Origin of the sequence: Micromonospora sp. NPDC049801, from assembly GCF_040656575.1 — a bacterium.
Lineage (GTDB): Bacteria > Actinomycetota > Actinomycetes > Mycobacteriales > Micromonosporaceae > Micromonospora.
Window position 1 is genome coordinate 138964 of record NZ_JBFAMS010000017.1, and the last position, 15325, is coordinate 154288.

A 15325-nucleotide genomic window follows, 5' to 3' on the forward strand; every position below is an offset into this window, starting at 1 on the left:
GGCTGAGCCGGGGCGGAACAGGGTATCCCCGCCACGCCGTTAGGATGGGGGCGCGACGGACGAGTCGACCGGGCGGTCGCGTCGGCGGGCTTCGGCCCGCCGCCGAGGAACGTCCGGACTCCACAGGGCAGGGTGGTTGTTAATGGCAACCCGGGGCGACCCGCGGGACAGTGCCACAGAAAACAGACCGCCGACCCCATTGGGGACGGTAAGGGTGAAACGGTGGGGTAAGAGCCCACCAGCACCCCGGGCGACCGGGGTGGCTCGGTAAACCCCACCCGGAGCAAGGCCAAGCAAGGGCCGTCACCGCAAGATGACGACCCGGCGCAGACGCTTGAGGGCTGCCCGCCCAATGTCTGCGGGTAGGCCGCTAGAGCCTGCCGGCAACGGCAGGCCGAGATGGATGGCCGCCGCCGGCGTGAAACCCCTCGGGGTACGCGCCGCGCACAAAATCCGGCGTACAGGTCGACTCGTCCGTCGCCCACCAGCTCAGAGGCCTGATCAAGGCTCTGAGCTGGTTCTATGTTCGGGCGTCGATGGTCATTCATGGTCAACATCGGGCGGCGTTTGACGCCCTGGAGACGCCCTGAGCGCGAGCTCAGTTGACCCCCTTTCGCGTTGGGCTGGCTGTGCCGCTGTGGGGCCTCGCGGGGGCGGGCCGCGCCCCTGCGGGTCGACGGCGGACGGCGCTGACGGCCGAGGGCGGACACCACATTGAGCGTGATGCCTGTGAGTCATCAAGATGACTCACAGGCATCACGCTCAATGGAGCGGGTGGCTCCGATCCGGCCGGACCACGGGCCCGCGAGCGGCGCGCCACCAGCGGCCGAAGCGGCCGGCGCTCGGTGGTCCTGAGGTTGGGGCCGGCGGCTGTGGGGAGGGGCGAGCACGTCCTGGCGGTGGAGCCGGTGCCGCGACCCGGTGATGCGGTGGCAAGCCTGTCCCGGGGTTGGACTGGCGCGGCAGTCGGAAGCCCTGCCCCCGATGGCAGTCGAGGTGCCGGCTTCCGTACCGCTCGCTGGCAAACCGGCTACGCGAATCTCCCGGTGCCGCCCAACCGGATGTCCAGGTCTCGCAGGAGGGCGCCGAGCCGTCTGCTGGTCTCGGCGTCCATGGAGGGGATCGGTCTGCCTGCGGCCTGATGCTCGCCCAGGTCGTAGAGCGCGATGCGAAGGTCCTCGGCGGTGGCGAGGTCGAGACGCAGCTCGATCGGGTCGTCCATGCTGTGACCGTAGGACTCTGCCGGGCCACATCCGTGAGTGGGACGCGAACATGGTCGGCAAGCTGGCCCCGGCGACCCGGGCCGTGGTCTTCGCCCACCTGCGGGCCATCCTTGGTGCGGCCGTCGACGACGAGCGGATCGTCAAGAATCCGTGTTCGGCAAAGTCGGTCAAGCCTCCGCGACCGGTGCAGCGCCGGGTGGTGCCGTGGACGTACGACGAGGTTTCGGCAATCCGCGGTGGCCTTGTCCAGCGGTATCGCGCGATGGTTGACCTGGGCGCCGGCTGCGGGCTGCGGCGGGGCGAGATTCTGGGGCTCGGTGTCGACGACATCGACCTCGACGCGGGATGGGTACACGTCTCACATCAGGTCAAGCGGCCGCTCCCGGCTCGTCCTCGGCCTACCCAAGAACGACCGGGACCGCCGGGTGCCGCTGCCGGACTCCGTCGCCCAGGTGCTGCGGCAGCACATCAAGGACTGCGAGCCGGTGACGTTCACCCTGCCGTGGGAGAACCCAGCCGACGACGAGCGGGTCAGCGGCCGCTTCTGTTTACCAGCACCCGGCGAGGTGCGATCAACCGGCGCACCTTCGACAACAAGAGTTGGCGCCCCGCCGTGGTGTCGGCCAGCATCACGCCGACCCGGGCCAGCGGCATGCACGCGCTACGCCTCGTCGCTGCTCGACGCAGGGGAGAGCATCAAGGCGCTCGCGTCGTACCTCGGCCACGCTGATCCCGGGTTCACCCTCCGGGTCTACACGCACCTGATGCCGGTCAGCGAGGAACGCACCCGAAACGCGATCGACACTCTGTTCGGTAACGGATTGTGAGCAGGCGCGCTCCCGCCGGCCACTGCCACAGGATGTTCGCTGGCCGAATTTCGTCGTAGGCGTGGGCTAACCTCCCGCCGGGCGATGGACGCACATGGGGAGGACTGGATGGGGCAGAGTCGCGGAGTGATGCCCAGCCTTTACCGGGTAGCGGAGTACTGGATGTCGCGATACGAGGTCGTCTTCCCTGATCTCTACGCCACCTACATCGGTTGGGGTGAGCCGTTCTGCTTCAGGTGCAGCTGGCTAGCACCCGTTGACGACACGCAGGGGAGCCTTGCTGCGGTATGGGGTTCGGCAGGTGGATGGCTGGAGAGAGCGCATCTGCACGACTGGGCGCTCGGTGGATCAAATGAGCCGTACAACTTGGTGCCACTGTGCCGGCAATGCCACGACATCATGCCGGAGTTCTCGTGCAGGCAGTCGGCGATCTCCTATGTTCGCGATGGTGTGCGGAAGAATAGTTGGTGGCAGTTCTATACCGATGGGGCATTTGGGGCAAGCGCCGGTTTCCCTAACCCTCCCTTCAAGGCCAAGCTGATGCGTGATGCCTACGTGCGTTTTATCGAGATTGAGAGGCTGATCGCGGCGGCCACCAAGGGTGATGAGCGCGCCGCGGCGCGGGTGCGAGGGCTGCTGGGCGACGAGTCCTGGCCGGCCCTTCCCCCGGGATTGCGCGATCGTCCGGCCATCGACTCGGACGCCCTGGCCACGCCCTAACGAGGTGTCAGGCGAACGAAGCGCCTGCTCAGGGCACGTTTCGCGTTCATAAACCGGCGTACAGGGTCGACTCGTCCGTCGCCCACCAGCTCAGGGCCGTGATCGAGGCTCTGAGCTCAACGCTCCAGGGAAAAAGGTCGCCCGGCCGGTGAACCATAACGCCGCTCGTCCCGTTGGAGTGCCGACAGGCATCTGCATCGGTAGTCTCCGGGAGGGCCAGCGCTGATGAACAACTCGGGAACTGTCGGCCTTGAATACATGTCAAATGCCGACTCGTACAACGGGCCTTCTGATTTTGTTTCGAACCCCAGCACGTTCTATCGTCCCGTCGAGATGGGCGCGGCCATCCGATTCTCGGCCCCGCCCATCAAATCGCGTGAGTACCGGAAAGCCCTGAAAGAGTTGAAGGACGCGGTCAAGAGGGGTTCGGATCCAGGGCTGCAAGAATATCAACGGAATGATCTGGGTAGGCTAGTGGGAAAGATGGATGCGGGAACGCCTCCACGGAATGCTGATCATGCATTCAACATGATGTGGTACCTTCGCGTCAACGTGCGTGATTACCCGACGAGTGGGCCAACGTTCCAGAAGATTGAAGCGTTCTATAAACTGCACTCTCCACAACTCGTCCACGACAAATATCACCGACCGTCGGCGCAGCACGATATCGAGCCGTCGCGGTCGCAAGGTGAGGCTGCCGCCAGCGGAGACCTCGGCCGTAGGGTCGGCTTGCGCGAGAAGGCCAAGATCGGAACATCCGCCTTCGTGGAATTGGCCTCGATGCAAATGACTGGGACGGCCCATTTGTCCTACGACGGCGATGAAAAGTTTGGAACCCGACTCCGGGACAGGTTTAACAACAACGTCGACGAAACTAGAAGAGCACCTGGTCGGAAGTAGTGATGTCGGCGTATTCGACGTGAGGGCGGTAGCGTCCCGGGGTGAGCTTCGGCACCTACGCCCGCCGCGTGCGCGACGCTGCGCTGCCGTACCGGCACCGGGTTGGCGCGTTGAGGTCGTGCGTGCAGTTGTACCGACCGATCGGCTTCCACGCCACGCTGAGTTTTCTCGAGGAGATCGCTGGACCGTTTCACCGCGACGAGGCCGCGTTGCTGCGCGCGTTGGACGCTCTCGTGGCGAGCCGTGCGGGCTGGCATGCCGATCTCCGCGACTACACCGCCGAACGGAAGCTCGCCAAGCACCGGGGCCAGCGGAGCCTTCGTCCGACTGAGCCGAACCCGAACGGCTCTCCTCGCTGTTGGTACGGCGCCCCCGGACCGGCTGCCCTGCACGCCGTGCGGTACTGGCAACGTCATGAGGCACCTGCGCTGCTGGCAGAGCCGGATTCGACCACCTTGGAGCTGGCCGCCTGCGTCACCGCGTCCCTGGAAGCCGGCGGCGCACTGCTTCCCGCCCAACGAGAAATGTTGAGCGCAATCGTCGAAGCGCTACGGCAGCGGATGGGACCTGAGACGTGGCGCGATGACTCGCGCGCCTACTACCGGGCTTTCAACCTGCTGACGGTCGCACGGCACCTTGAGACGGCGGCCGATGCGGCGCCCACATCCGTCGGCATCGCGCGACCTGAAACGGTCGCGGGTTACGGACGCGCGGCGACCTGAGTGACGAACGCCCGCCAAGCCGACGGACCGAAGGTCAGTGCCGGACCAGCAGGGTCTTTGCTGTCCCGTACGCCGACGATGCCAGGCAGATTTATGCGTGATCCGCGAGTTGCCCGAGCGGCACACGTACGACGGGTGGGTCTGGATCGAGGGTTACCAGCTCAACGCGGCGGGCGACGCGGTCGCGCGGCGCGAGTTGTACGTGCGACGGGCGGGCGGGTGGGCGCAGGCCCTGCCGGCCGGACATCGGCGAGGCACGGTGCGGATCGGATGAACGCCCGCCCCCGCCCGCACCTGCCGATGCGTCCGAGGCGGCTGTGCCGCAACTGCGCCGCACCCTGGCCGTGCGGCCCGGCCCAGCTCACTCTCGCGGCCGAGTTCTACGGCCACTCCGTCGCCTTGGCGTTCTACCTGGCCGCGTCGATGCACGATGCGGTCGACGACGCGTACGGCCTGGGGTTGCGCCCGAACCTGCCGGCGATGCACGCCAGGTTCCTCGGGTGGTTGTCCCAGGCCCGGCGGCCTCGCCGGTCCGGTCGGGCTTGAAGTCCTGTCGGCGGCCTACACATGACGGCTCACGCGGGAACTGTCGCTTTCGCAGAGAGGTCGGTGCTGTCCGGCAGGTGGTAGACCACCAGCGTCTGTTCGGGTCGCTCGGCGACGTGGAACGCGGCGTGCGATACGGCGATCACACCCAGTCGGGGATGCCGGAGGCGTTTGCGGCCCGCGTGGCTGAACTGGATGTCGTACTGCGGCCACCACTGGCGTACCTCGGGGCTGATCTCGGTGAGTTCGGCCACGAGCCGGGTTACCCGCGGGTGACCGGGATGCTGTCCGGCGATCGCCCGCAGCCGGGCCAGGATGCTGCGCGCCTCCTGTTCCCAGTCGACCAGCACCTGGCGGGCGGCGGGCTCGGTGAATACCCAGCGTACGACGTTGCCACCCGGCCCCACGCCCTGGAACAGCTCCGCTGCGGCGTGGTTGGTCGCGAGTACGTCGTAGCAGATGCCGGTGACGTACGCGGGGTTGTTGCCGAGCAACGCCGGAACACCGGCGATCTCGGGTGTCGCCTCCTCGGAGACGTCCTGCTCCGGCGCGGCTCCTGCGCCGGCGAGGTGGTGCAGGTGTTCCTGCTCGGCGTCGGTCAACCGCAGCGCTCGGGCGAGGGCGTCGAGCACCTGGCCGGAGGGGCGGACATCGCGGCCCTGCTCGAGATAGGTGAGCCAGGTGGCACTGATACCGGCCAGCAGGGCCAGTTCCTCCCGGCGTAACCCTGGTGTGCGGCGGCGCCGCGTGACCGGCAGACCCGCATCGGCTGGGGCTATCCGCTCGCGCCGGCTGCGAAGGAACGTGCCCAGCTCCTTGCTCACCCTGGGACCTCCAATACCAGAATAAAGCGGCTCTGGATACCACTCTAACGAGTCGTCAGGCTTGTCCCATGCGTGCTTGGACTGTTGCTTCAGAAGACGACGACGTACAGCTTTCCGATGTTGCCTCGCCGACCCTTCAGGGCGGTGGCGTGCTCGTGGAGGTGCTCGCCGCGCACCTGCCGGCGTACACGAAAATGGTGGTGAAGGGCAACCGCGGCGGCCTGCCCGTGCCGCTCATCCTGGGTCCCTCCTGCGTCGGCCGGGTGACTGACGTTGCGCCCGACGTGTTCCACGTCGCCCCGGGCGACGTCGTGCTGGACACGGCGCTGCTCGACGCGGGCGGCGGAGACGAGATCCTGGTGGGCTGGGTCGGCCTTGGCGGTTCCGGGGCCGGCAGCGAGCGGACGGATCGCATGCGTACGGTGTGGCGCGACGGTGTCTTCGCGGAAACGGCGCTGTGCGCCAAGGAAACGCTCGTCAAGCTGCCCGGCGCGGAGAACTACCCGGACCCGGCCCGTCTGTCGTTTGTGCCGTGGCTCTGCATCGCCGCCACGGGCCTGCACGCGGCGGGTCCGCTGACCGGCCGCGACGTCGCGGTGATCGGTGCGACGGGCCAACTCGGCGGCGCGGCGGTGCTGATGGCGCTCGCTGAGGGCGCCGCGACGGTGACAGCGGTGGGCCGCAACAAGGGGGCGCTCGACCGGCTGGCCGAGCTCGACCCCCGCATGCGTATCCACCGGCTGACCGGCGACCGTACGACGGATGCGGTGGGTATCGGCCCGGTCGACATCGCCCTCGACGCCCTCGGCGCTACGCCAACGGCGGACGCGACCATGGCCGCCTACGACAGCTTGCGGGGGCGCGGCACTCTTGTGCTCATCGGCGGCGTACGCCAAGACCTCACCATCGGGTACGGCGACCTGATGCGCCGCAGGCTCACCCTGCGCGGCTCCTGGATGAGCAACGACGAGACCGTGACCAACGTGTGGAACCTGGTCCGCTCCGGACTGCTGGACCTCTCCGCGATCGAGATGCGGACGGTCGGCCTGGACGACCCGGCGGCCGCCCTCGACCTGGCGGAGCACACCACGGGCCTCAGCTTCGTAGCCCTCGTCCCCTGACCGTCTGAGGGCCGGCACCTGGACGTGCCTGTCGGCAGGGCGGCGCAGGTCAACCCCGGGTGCCGGCATCCGGGGTTGACCACGACGTGTACGTTCGCCGCCGTTATGACCAGCGACCGCGACGCGACGCCCAGCGAGGTGGCTACGCCGACGTGGCGAGGCAACGTCGGCTGTCTCGCGGCCGTCGTCATGCTGTGCGCCGTCTGGGCCGGGGCGACGTTTGTGCTCGGCTCGGCGATCGACTTCCGGCAACGCTTCGTTCCGTGGTTCGCCGAGCTGGCTTGCCAGGCCTCCGGCTGCGGCCGGCTCCCTATGGTCACGATCGGCTGGGGTGTGCGGGCGACTGCTGTCGTTGTCGTGGCCGTGCTTGCGCTCGCGTTTCGGCCGCGTCGACGGCTCTTCTACGTTCTTTTGCTCCCAGCTGTGGGGCTGGTTGTTCCAGGTCTGTTGCTCTCGGACGTCACGTACAAGACTGGCCACGAGCCGTGGATGAGAGACCTCGTGGTCGGGGTGCCGAACGGAGACGCCCTCGTGGTCGGGATTCACTGCGGGACGTGGGCCGGCTGGTTGGCGCTCTTGACTATGTGGCTCGCGAGCGGCCGCGTGAAGCACGGTTCACCCCGCAACGTCTGGGCGTGGCAGCTCGTCCGCCTTGCGGCGCCCCTCCTGATGCTGCCTGCCCTGGTGATCGCGCTGGTCCTAGCGTAGTTCCCAGCCGAGACCGGAAAGCATTGGCGAGGCATGTTGTCAGGTGTCCGGCTATCTGACCGGACCGCTGAGGCGCAGCAGAGCTGCTACCTCTGGCTGATCGTCCCGACTGCACCACGGGGTGAGGCTCAGGACCCAGGGTCTTCGGCGTCCCAGCCGAGATCGGCGAGTTTACGCAGGACCGCGCCAACGCGCGGAGTCCAGAAGAGCAGAACCTGGTCGCGTCCCTCGACCTGGAAGGAGACGGCGGTCGCCGGCAGCGGAAACCGTCCGTGCAGAGGTCGGTGCGGCAGTGCCTCCACCTGGACGTGCCGCAAGGTGTCCGAGCTGGTACGTGACGACAGGGTCAATGTGCTGTCGTCAACGTGCAGCTTGACCGTTGGCCAGGCCATCCGGCGGACAGCCCTGAGCGGGCTGCCTCGGGTGAAGTCGAGGCGGTCGACGTAGGTGAGCCCACCGCGCGTATCGAAGGCATTCGAGATCACTGAGGGATGGTAAGGGGGCGAGCACCGGGTGGGCGGGGTCGGCTCACCGTCCCGTGCCGCGGGGATGACGGTGGGGCAGTGCCGTTGGGCTTGCATCTGGTACCCGGGTACAGGCTTACCGTCGAGGTTATGAGCGATCGCCACGTCACGGCGGACGAGGCCTGGGTGCCGGATGCCTGCACCCTCCCGACGGCCCGAACGGCCGCTGCGGCTCGCCGAGTTCGATCGGTTCTTCACCACCGAGGTACGAGGCGTCGACCGACTGTCGGCGCGGCATCTGCGGTTGCGCCTCGACGGTGCCGCCCGGGTCGAGGAGTTGGCGCGGGACCTGACGGCCCGAGAGTCGTCCTGCTGCGCGTTCTTGACCTTCGGCTTCTCCCGGCCGGACCCCGACCTGCTCGACGCCGGCAGACACCAGCACCGGGGCCGATCCGACACCGGCCTCCAGGTGCGTGCCAGGGAGAAGCTTGTGGAGATCGAGCAGAGGTTGGCCGACCTGACGGTCATCCGCGACACGTTGCGGGACGCCATCTCGGCCGGCTGTGACGACCTGGTCACCTGCGCCGCAAGCACCTGCTGCCCCCTGCCCTTCGCCGAGCTGGCGGACCACCGTCAGCGGGGCCGTTGAGGGACGAGCTGGGTACGCCAGGTCACGCCGACGCCGAGCCCGGCCCAGAAGACGAACCGGCCGGGCGGGGTTGCCCCCGCCCGGCCGTCCAAATCCCTGAAACGTCAGTGCTTCTTGAACACCGGCATGGTGTCCAGGGTGGTGGTGATGTTCTGCGTGGTGCCGCCCCGGTACGTCTTGCCGGTGAAGATGTCCGTCCAGGTGTTGCCCGGCGGGAACCACACCGACGTGGTGGCGGTGTCGCCCGGCGTCGTCACCGGTGCCACCAGGTAGTCCGGGCCGTAGAGGTACTGCGAGCCGGCGGTGGCGTACGCGGCCTGCTCGTTCGGGTACGCCAGGTACATCGAGCGGACGATGGGCGTACCCGTGCGGGTTGCCTCCTTGGCGGCGGCGTAGGTGTACGGCTGCAGTTCCTTGCGCAGGTTCAGGAACTTCTTGGCCGACGCGTTGGCGGCCGGGCCGTACTGCCAGGGCAGCCGGTCGCTGTGGTTGGAGTGCAGCCGGTCGATGGGCTGGAACGTGCCGAACTGCACCCACCGGGCGTACAGGTCGTCGGGCAGCTTGGTGCTGCCCGGTTCGCTGCCCGGCTCCCGCAGGCCACCGGTGTGCCCACCGATGTCGTGGCTGACGGCGGCCAGCCCGGTCGCGGCCGACTCGCCCGGCGTGTAGCCGACCTCCATCTGCAGGGTCGACCAGTCGCTGGTGGTGTCGCCGGTGAAGTGCAGCGTGGTGCGCTTGTCGGCCCACGGTCCGGTCGCCACCGGGGTCGGGCTGCTGTAGCCGCCGGCCTGCAACGACCCGTACGCCCGGGAGAACGCGAAGCCGGTCTTGTCGGCGTACTGCTGGTTGATCCACGCGTCACCGGTCACGCCGGCGAGCGACGACGTGGTGTTGTCGCAGCACCAGTCCAGCCACCACAGGTCCGGGCCCTTGCTGCCCTTCGGCACCATCCCGTCGTGCAGCTGCATATACGCCTTGAGCTGGTCCGGGTCGCCGAAGTCGAACGTGTAGCAGTCCGGGCCGCCGTTGCAGCCGACGCGCTGGAGCTTGCCCTTCGCGGTGGCCTGCGCCTGGGCGAACTTCGGGTCCGAGCCGAGGATGCTCGGGTGGATGTTGATGCCGGTGTGCAGGCCCTGCTTCTTCGCCCAGTCGAAGAACGCCTTCGGGTCGGGAATGCGGGTGGGGTCGATGCTCCAGCCGTTCCACTTGTCCGGCGCCTTGATGTCGGTGTCAAGGACAAGAACATCCATGGGTACGCCCTCAGCCCTGGCCCGGTCCACCAGTGCCTGGAACTCGGCGGCGGTGCGGTCGTAGTACTCGGAGTACCAAACCCCGTACGCCCACTTGGGCAGCAGCTTCGTGGGGCCGGTCAGGGTCGACAGGTCCGCCAGGGCACGGGTGAAGTCCTGCCCGTACGCGAAGACGTAGCCGTCCTGCTCGGGAGCGGGCCGGGGCTTGGTGGTGCGCAGGGCCGAGGCCGAGTCGTCGAGCAGGTACCAGCCGTCCTGGTAGAGCAGGCCCGGTGCGGTGAGCGCGGAGCCGGTCACGCCGTCCAGCCCCCGGCGGTAGCCGCCGAGCGGCGCGTGCGGGGCGAGCAGCGGGGAGTCCTTGCCCGTGACGGCGACCGTGTCGACGTTGATGTTGCAGCTGGCGTCGGTGGGGCAGCCCAGCGTCACGGTGTTGGTGCCACCGTCCAGGTGGACCGGGACGGCCACCGTGTTCCAGTAGTCCCATCCGCTGGTCGGCGGCAGGGTCGCCGTGACCGGTGCCGCCGTCCCCGGCGTCACCGACATGGTGCGCGTCTGGCTCGGCTGGGCGCCGGCCTGGCCGTTGGCGTAGCGGATCTGCACCTGGTAGTCACCGGCGGCGGGTACGTCCGTCACGGTGAGCGCCACGGCGGCGCTGGTGTTCTCCAGGCCGGCCAGGAAACCCGTACCCGAAGCGCCGTTGTGGTCGTTCGCAGGCCGCGCGCCGCCGGCGAGCGCGCCGGTCTCGGCCTCTCCCAGGGTGCCGAAGGGTAGAGGCTGCGGCTGGGGCGTGGCCGGCGCGGGGAACGGGTCGCCCGGGTTGACCACCGCGAGGCTGTCGATGTTCACGTTGCCGGAGTCGTTGGGACCCCGCACGACGCTGATCTCGTGCCGGCCGGGGGTGAGGTCGACCGGCACGGTGGCCAGGCCCCAGGTGTCCCAGTTCGCGGTCGGCGGCAGGGTCAGCGTGCGGCCGGCGTCGCCGTCGACCTGCACGGTCAGGGTGCGGTCCACGTTCTGGCCGTCGCCGCCGGTGCTGTTGGCGTAGCGGACGGCGAGCTGCCTGGTGCCGCCCTCCGGCGCGTCGAGCGCGAACGTCACCGAGTCGCCGGACGCGGAGAAGCCCGCCGCGAAGCCGCGTCCGGTGTATCCCCGGTGGTCGGTGGCTACGCCGGGACCGTTGAGTTGCAGCGACTCGGCCTCGCAGAGCGCGCCGAACGCGCAGGCCGGCGCGGTGTGGCCGGCCCAGGGCTGGCCCTGCACGGTCTGCTTGCCGGTCTTGAGCCGCACGGTCAGGTTGTCGGCGGTGAACGCGCCCGAGCCGACCTGGTAGCGCAGCGTCATCGCGCCGGTGTCGATGGTGAGCCAGCCGTGCTCGACGCGCTTGGTGAAACGCGTACGGGCGAAGTCGTCGCGCCCGATGGCGTTGAACGTGGCGGCGTCGGTGAACCGGCCGTCCTTCTGGTACTCGGTGCGGATCAGGGTCGGGGAGAGCACTTCGAACCGTGCGTTGCCCGACCGTACGGCGTCGTCCTGCGCGCCGTGAGGTTTGGCCTGGGCGGGCGCGGAGGGGGCGAGCGCCAGGCCCGTGACGAGAATGCCGACCGCGGCGGCTGCTGTCGCCCGGCGGCGGGGTGAGTTCCGATAGAGCAAGATGCGCTCCTCGTCTCATATGGAGGAAATGAGTCGATGACAACGCTGTCACTCGCCTGAAACGCATGTCAACGGGCGGCAGCGGGTGTCTCTTCTCTCTTTCCGGCGCGATGTGCGGGCGGCCGGTACGCGACGTGCGGGCGATGTGCGGGCGGCCTGCCTACGGCCGTCCGCTCGCCCGACGGCACGCCTTCTGATCGGTTTGCCGTCGCCGGACCGCGGGGATGGTCTGACGCATGTCTTTCTGGAACCGGTTGAAGCAGAGGCGTAACGAGCAGATCGAGCAACGGCGTCAGGAGGCCATGGCCAAGGCGATGGCCCGTGGCGCCACCCCGGAAGAGGTGGTGGCCGCCGGCGAGCGTGCCGCCCGTGGCAACACCGCCGCCGTGCTGGGCGCCATCAGCACCTGACGCGCCATCGGTGGGCATGATCCACTCCAGGTCGGCGACGTGGGGGTGTCACGCCGCCCGGATGCCGCCACTTCGGCGATCTGGAGTCGATCACGCCGCAGGCGCACGCGCACGCCGAGCGCCGCACGCAGGTGGCAGGCGCACGACGGCCACACTCGCGCGCAGGCCACACTCGCGCAGGTCGCACTCGCGCGCAGGTCGCACTCGCGCGCAGGTCGCACTCGCGCGCCGGCCGTACCCGCGCGCAGGTCGCACCCGCGCCGAGAGCCGCAGCGGGGCGCGGGGTCAGCAGCGGGCGGCGGCCAGCGGAGCTGCGCCTGCCAGGGCCTCGACCGTCGTCGTGGGGGCGGCTGACTCCGCCGTTGGCGTCGGCGAGGTGGAGGGTGACGGCGAGGGCGACGCGGGCGTTGGGGAGGCGCTGGGCGCGGCGGCGACGAGGGACGCCGTGGTGCGTTGGACCTTCCTCGGCGTCATGCGGATGCCGGTGGCGGTGCTCTGGTGGCCGTACACGTCGGTGACCCGGATCGTGTACGGGCCGGGACCGATTCCGTCGTCGACGGTCCAGTAGTTGTCGGCCTGGCGGGTCGTCTTGCGGAAGCCGCCGGTCGGGCCCTTGGCCTCGACCGAGCGCAGCGGGTTGCCGTGGTTGCCGACCTGGACCGCGAACCACCACTGCGACGCCCCGCCCTTGATCCGGAAGGTGAGACCGCCGTCGAGCGGCGGATCGACCACCGCCCGGTACGCCACGGAGGCGATGCCCTGCGAGCGGTCGGCGATCCGGGCGAACGCCTCCTCGGACAGGTCGATCTTGCTGCTTCCGCAGCCGGCGCACTGGTCCATGACGAGCACCCGGACCGTGCCCTTCGGGCCGGTGACGTCCAGGTAGCTGCCGCAGGCGGCCGCGTTGGCGTACTGCGACGAGCCGACAGCCGCGTAGAGCCGGTCGGCCGGCGGGCCCGGGAAGGAACAGGTGCCGCCCGAGCGGCCCCCGTCGTAGAAGCTGGCTGTTCCCCTGTGGACGGTGCCGCCGCTGGGCGGCGCGGCGCAGGCCGGGGCGGCGCCGCCGCGTACGGCGAGGGTGACGCCGAGGGCGGCGGCCAGAGCGGCGATTCCAGTGCCGGCCATCCAGCGTCGGACCCGCCGACTCGACCGGGGTGTTCTGGCCGGGCTGTCGCTTGCGGGTTCCGTGCCTGGTGCCGTCACGCCGCCTGATGTTGCCGCATGATCCGCGGCCAGCGCAAAGCCGGTAAGCATTCCGTCACGCGCCGGATCGACGGGCGCGCAGTCCGTCGCGGGCTCGCCGTAGATCCACTCGACTTCGCTGACGTTGGGGTGTCCGGGGGCCTGGGATAGGCCGGTTTCACGGAAGACGAGTGGATCAAGCCTGCCCGCGCGAGATTCACCCGGCCGCTCGCGGCAACTGGCGCCTTGCGGACCCCTTCTAGAGTCCCGGCCATGAACCGTCGACGCCCGAGTCGGACCTTCCTGCGGGTGTTCTCTGCGTTCTACCTCATCTTCGCGATGACGCTCACAGGCCTGGTGATCGGGTCGATCGTGGCGGACGATCGGGCATCGGAGGCGTCGGCCGTGGTGCGCGAGGTCGAGCATCGCGGTGCGCGAACACTCGTCGCGATTCAATTCACGACCAGCCGCGGCGAGACGTGTGACGCGCACTTTCGGGTGGCGGTCAAGGCGAACCGGACCGTGACCACCGGCGATCGCATCCGCGTCCACTACGCCGAGAGTGATCCCTGCTTCGGGGTGCAGGAGGTCGGCGACCGATCGGCATGGTTCATCGCCCTCATCGGTGTGGTGCTCCTGGCCGTCGCCGCCATCCTGGCGTACGTCGTCTGGCGTCGGCCGCGACCTCCGCTCCCACTCCGGTACGCGGGCATGCCCTGAGGATCCGGCAGCCGCGCGGCGCTGGTGCGCCTCGGCAGGCCCGCGGTCCGTCGCTCGCCGTAGATCTACTCGACTTCGCTGACGTTGGGGTGTCCGGGGGCCTGGGATAGGCCGATTTCACGGAACACGAGTGGATCATGGCCCTCCGTGTTGCTCCGCGTCCGTACCGTGTCGTTGAGGGAGGTACGGGGATGATCGATCTGGTGACGGTCGGCGCGGTCGTGGGCGTACTGGTCGTCGGTGTCGGTGTCGTGGTCCGCAAGCCGGTCGACGCCCGGCGGGTGCTGCGGTGGTCGGCCCTGGCGATCACCGTGCTGGTGGCCGCCGCGCTGACGCCCTTCACCGTGGACGACTCCGGTTCTGCCGCCAGCTACCTGCTCGGCGTTCCGGTCGTCGCCGCGGTGCTGCCGGTTCTTGCGCAGCGATTCGGCCGGCTGGCCGGCGTCGTCGACCTGGTGGCCGCGCTGGTCATCGGCGGGTGGGGTCTGCTGCTCGGGCTGGGCATCGGTGCCGCGTTCCTGCCGGCGACGGTGCTCCTGATCGCCAGCGCCGTTGTCGGCACCAGGCCAGCTCGACCGTCCAACGCCATCTGAGATGGGGCAGGACCGCGAGGAAACGACCCCGACCGTCGTCTTCGATCTCGACGGCGTGCTGCTGCGCGGGGACGCGTTCGGGCTCTTCATGCGTCGCGTCGTCTTCACGGGTGCCCGGCTGCCGCTGGCCGTCGGTCTGCTCGTCCTCCTCGCGCCCATGATCGCCGTTCCCGCCTACCGCGTGCGGGCGGCGCAATGGATGAGTCGGATCGGCCTGTGCGGCCGGAACGCGGATCGGTTGCAGGCCGAGCTGGGGCGTTTCGGCGCCGACCTCGGCGCCGAGCCAGGTCGGCTCATCGCACCGGGTCTGCGGATGATCCGTGCCCACCTCGCGGCGGGTGACCGCGTCGTCGTGGTGACTGCGTGTGAGCACACCCTGGCACGCGCGTTGCTCGACGCCATCGGCCTCGCCGAGGTCGACCTGGTGGCGTCGCACATCCGTGGCCCGAAGCTGATCGTGCACAACTACGGCCCGACGAAGATGGTGCAACTGGCCGCCCGCAGGGTGACGCCACCCTGGCGGGTGGCCTACACCGACTCGCTGTCGGATCTTCCCATTCTCGCCGCCGCGGAGCAGGCGGTGCTGGTCAACGCGAGCGCCCGTCAGGTCTCCCGGGCGCGGCGGCTGCTCGGTGCCCGGCTGACCACCGTGACCTGGACGGGCAGCTAGGTCCTGTTCCATAAGAACTGGTCGGCCTGCGGCGGGCCCGGACGACGCCCAGCGGCGTTGCGGTGGTGTCCGGATACAACACCGGTATCCGGACGCCACCGCGCCTTGCCGGATCGCCGCCCGGACTCCGCCTCGGCCCGACCGCC

The 15325-nt window shown here is 69.3% G+C and carries 18 protein-coding genes, 1 other RNA gene and 1 pseudogene; 14 read left to right on the forward strand and 6 right to left on the reverse strand.

The window, feature by feature from the left end; genetic code table 11:
• The first annotated feature begins 60 nt into the window (after nt 1-60).
• Nucleotides 61-477: RNase P RNA component class A (rnpB, locus tag AB0I89_RS27445), an RNA gene on the forward strand.
• Between the two features lie 553 nt (nt 478-1030).
• Here the strand turns inward: rnpB and AB0I89_RS27450 are convergent.
• Nucleotides 1031-1222 (reverse strand): hypothetical protein, encoded by a 192-nt coding sequence (locus AB0I89_RS27450; protein WP_357132656.1) that lies wholly within the window; start codon nt 1220-1222, stop codon nt 1031-1033.
• 426 nt (nt 1223-1648) lie between these two features.
• Here AB0I89_RS27450 and AB0I89_RS27455 point away from each other — a divergent pair, with 426 nt between their 5' ends.
• The 4 genes from AB0I89_RS27455 (at nt 1649) to AB0I89_RS27470 (ending at nt 4392) form a co-directional block, all read left to right on the forward strand.
• A complete protein-coding gene (locus tag AB0I89_RS27455) occupies nt 1649-2050 on the forward strand; it encodes a hypothetical protein (protein WP_357132659.1) in 402 nt (133 codons plus the stop codon).
• Nucleotides 2051-2212: 162 nt separating this feature from the next.
• Nucleotides 2213-2770, forward strand: coding sequence for an HNH endonuclease (locus AB0I89_RS27460; protein ID WP_357132662.1), 558 nt, complete (start codon nt 2213-2215; stop codon nt 2768-2770).
• Between the two features lie 225 nt (nt 2771-2995).
• A complete protein-coding gene (locus AB0I89_RS27465) occupies nt 2996-3670 on the forward strand; it encodes a hypothetical protein (protein WP_357132665.1) in 675 nt (224 codons plus the stop codon).
• A gap of 41 nt (nt 3671-3711) precedes the next feature.
• Nucleotides 3712-4392: a hypothetical protein gene (locus tag AB0I89_RS27470; protein WP_357132668.1), complete on the forward strand. Its 681-nt coding sequence runs from the start codon at nt 3712-3714 to the stop codon at nt 4390-4392.
• On the opposite strand, the pseudogene AB0I89_RS27475 reads toward AB0I89_RS27470, so the two are convergent.
• A pseudogene (locus AB0I89_RS27475) lies at nt 4371-4484 on the reverse strand (DUF397 domain-containing protein); the annotation flags it as partial. The gene AB0I89_RS27470 and the pseudogene AB0I89_RS27475 overlap by 22 nt on opposite strands.
• Before the next feature lie 5 nt (nt 4485-4489).
• Here AB0I89_RS27475 and AB0I89_RS27480 point away from each other — a divergent pair.
• The gene (locus AB0I89_RS27480; RefSeq protein WP_357132671.1) at nt 4490-4666 is read left to right on the forward strand and encodes a hypothetical protein; all 177 of its coding nucleotides are present in this window, start codon (nt 4490-4492) and stop codon (nt 4664-4666) included.
• A complete protein-coding gene (locus AB0I89_RS27485; RefSeq protein WP_357132674.1) occupies nt 4663-4938 on the forward strand; it encodes a hypothetical protein in 276 nt (91 codons plus the stop codon). Before AB0I89_RS27480 ends, AB0I89_RS27485 begins: the two co-directional genes overlap by 4 nt.
• A gap of 29 nt (nt 4939-4967) precedes the next feature.
• Here the strand turns inward: AB0I89_RS27485 and AB0I89_RS27490 are convergent, their stop codons facing one another.
• On the reverse strand, nt 4968-5762 hold the full coding sequence (locus AB0I89_RS27490; RefSeq protein WP_357132677.1) for a helix-turn-helix transcriptional regulator: 795 nt from the start codon (nt 5760-5762) through the stop codon (nt 4968-4970).
• A 68-nt stretch (nt 5763-5830) separates the two neighbouring features.
• On the opposite strand from AB0I89_RS27490, the gene AB0I89_RS27495 reads away from it, so the two are divergent.
• The gene (locus AB0I89_RS27495; protein WP_357132680.1) at nt 5831-6883 is read left to right on the forward strand and encodes a zinc-binding dehydrogenase; all 1053 of its coding nucleotides are present in this window, start codon (nt 5831-5833) and stop codon (nt 6881-6883) included.
• A gap of 105 nt (nt 6884-6988) precedes the next feature.
• Nucleotides 6989-7591 (forward strand): hypothetical protein, encoded by a 603-nt coding sequence (locus AB0I89_RS27500; protein WP_357132683.1) that lies wholly within the window; start codon nt 6989-6991, stop codon nt 7589-7591.
• 128 nt (nt 7592-7719) lie between these two features.
• On the opposite strand, the gene AB0I89_RS27505 is transcribed toward AB0I89_RS27500, so the two are convergent.
• Nucleotides 7720-8076: a hypothetical protein gene (locus tag AB0I89_RS27505; RefSeq protein ID WP_357132686.1), complete on the reverse strand. Its 357-nt coding sequence runs from the start codon at nt 8074-8076 to the stop codon at nt 7720-7722.
• 172 nt (nt 8077-8248) lie between these two features.
• On the opposite strand from AB0I89_RS27505, the gene AB0I89_RS27510 reads away from it, so the two are divergent.
• Nucleotides 8249-8704, forward strand: a complete 456-nt coding sequence (locus AB0I89_RS27510; RefSeq protein WP_357132689.1) for a hypothetical protein — start codon at nt 8249-8251, stop codon at nt 8702-8704.
• Nucleotides 8705-8808: 104 nt separating this feature from the next.
• On the opposite strand, the gene AB0I89_RS27515 is transcribed toward AB0I89_RS27510, so the two are convergent.
• Entirely contained in the window at nt 8809-11604 is a 2796-nt protein-coding gene (locus tag AB0I89_RS27515; RefSeq protein WP_357132692.1) for a TIM-barrel domain-containing protein, read from the reverse strand.
• A 236-nt stretch (nt 11605-11840) separates the two neighbouring features.
• On the opposite strand from AB0I89_RS27515, the gene AB0I89_RS27520 reads away from it, so the two are divergent.
• Nucleotides 11841-12014, forward strand: a complete 174-nt coding sequence (locus tag AB0I89_RS27520) for a hypothetical protein (protein WP_357132695.1) — start codon at nt 11841-11843, stop codon at nt 12012-12014.
• A gap of 285 nt (nt 12015-12299) precedes the next feature.
• Here AB0I89_RS27520 and AB0I89_RS27525 read toward each other — a convergent pair whose 3' ends face one another.
• A complete protein-coding gene (locus AB0I89_RS27525; protein WP_357132698.1) occupies nt 12300-13139 on the reverse strand; it encodes an expansin EXLX1 family cellulose-binding protein in 840 nt (279 codons plus the stop codon).
• Between the two features lie 330 nt (nt 13140-13469).
• Here AB0I89_RS27525 and AB0I89_RS27530 point away from each other — a divergent pair, with 330 nt between their 5' ends.
• The 3 genes from AB0I89_RS27530 to AB0I89_RS27540 all read left to right on the forward strand — a co-directional run bounded on the left by AB0I89_RS27530 (nt 13470) and on the right by AB0I89_RS27540 (nt 15179).
• Complete coding sequence (locus AB0I89_RS27530; protein ID WP_357132700.1) at nt 13470-13916, forward strand: DUF3592 domain-containing protein; 447 nt, start codon at nt 13470-13472, stop codon at nt 13914-13916.
• Between the two features lie 191 nt (nt 13917-14107).
• Nucleotides 14108-14509 carry a hypothetical protein gene (locus AB0I89_RS27535; protein WP_357132702.1) on the forward strand — a complete coding sequence of 134 codons (402 nt, stop codon included), beginning with the start codon at nt 14108-14110 and terminating at the stop codon, nt 14507-14509.
• A gap of 1 nt (nt 14510) precedes the next feature.
• Nucleotides 14511-15179 (forward strand): haloacid dehalogenase-like hydrolase, encoded by a 669-nt coding sequence (locus tag AB0I89_RS27540; RefSeq protein ID WP_357132704.1) that lies wholly within the window; start codon nt 14511-14513, stop codon nt 15177-15179.
• Nucleotides 15180-15325: the final 146 nt, after the last annotated feature.

What these genes read in the sequence shown, in the direction of transcription:
- AB0I89_RS27460 (WP_357132662.1), top strand. Translation starts at nt 2,213, where the DNA reads ATGTCGCGATACGAGGTCGTCTTCCCTGATCTCTACGCCACCTACATC.
- AB0I89_RS27485 (WP_357132674.1), top strand. Translation starts at nt 4,663, where the DNA reads ATGAACGCCCGCCCCCGCCCGCACCTGCCGATGCGTCCGAGGCGGCTG.
- AB0I89_RS27465 (WP_357132665.1), top strand. Translation starts at nt 2,996, where the DNA reads ATGAACAACTCGGGAACTGTCGGCCTTGAATACATGTCAAATGCCGAC.
- AB0I89_RS27450 (WP_357132656.1), bottom strand. Translation starts at nt 1,222, where the DNA reads ATGGACGACCCGATCGAGCTGCGTCTCGACCTCGCCACCGCCGAGGAC.
- AB0I89_RS27540 (WP_357132704.1), top strand. Translation starts at nt 14,511, where the DNA reads ATGGGGCAGGACCGCGAGGAAACGACCCCGACCGTCGTCTTCGATCTC.
- AB0I89_RS27530 (WP_357132700.1), top strand. Translation starts at nt 13,470, where the DNA reads ATGAACCGTCGACGCCCGAGTCGGACCTTCCTGCGGGTGTTCTCTGCG.
- AB0I89_RS27520 (WP_357132695.1), top strand. Translation starts at nt 11,841, where the DNA reads ATGTCTTTCTGGAACCGGTTGAAGCAGAGGCGTAACGAGCAGATCGAG.
- AB0I89_RS27525 (WP_357132698.1), bottom strand. Translation starts at nt 13,139, where the DNA reads ATGGCCGGCACTGGAATCGCCGCTCTGGCCGCCGCCCTCGGCGTCACC.
- AB0I89_RS27495 (WP_357132680.1), top strand. Translation starts at nt 5,831, where the DNA reads ATGCGTGCTTGGACTGTTGCTTCAGAAGACGACGACGTACAGCTTTCC.
- AB0I89_RS27535 (WP_357132702.1), top strand. Translation starts at nt 14,108, where the DNA reads ATGATCGATCTGGTGACGGTCGGCGCGGTCGTGGGCGTACTGGTCGTC.
- AB0I89_RS27500 (WP_357132683.1), top strand. Translation starts at nt 6,989, where the DNA reads ATGACCAGCGACCGCGACGCGACGCCCAGCGAGGTGGCTACGCCGACG.
- AB0I89_RS27510 (WP_357132689.1), top strand. Translation starts at nt 8,249, where the DNA reads ATGCCTGCACCCTCCCGACGGCCCGAACGGCCGCTGCGGCTCGCCGAG.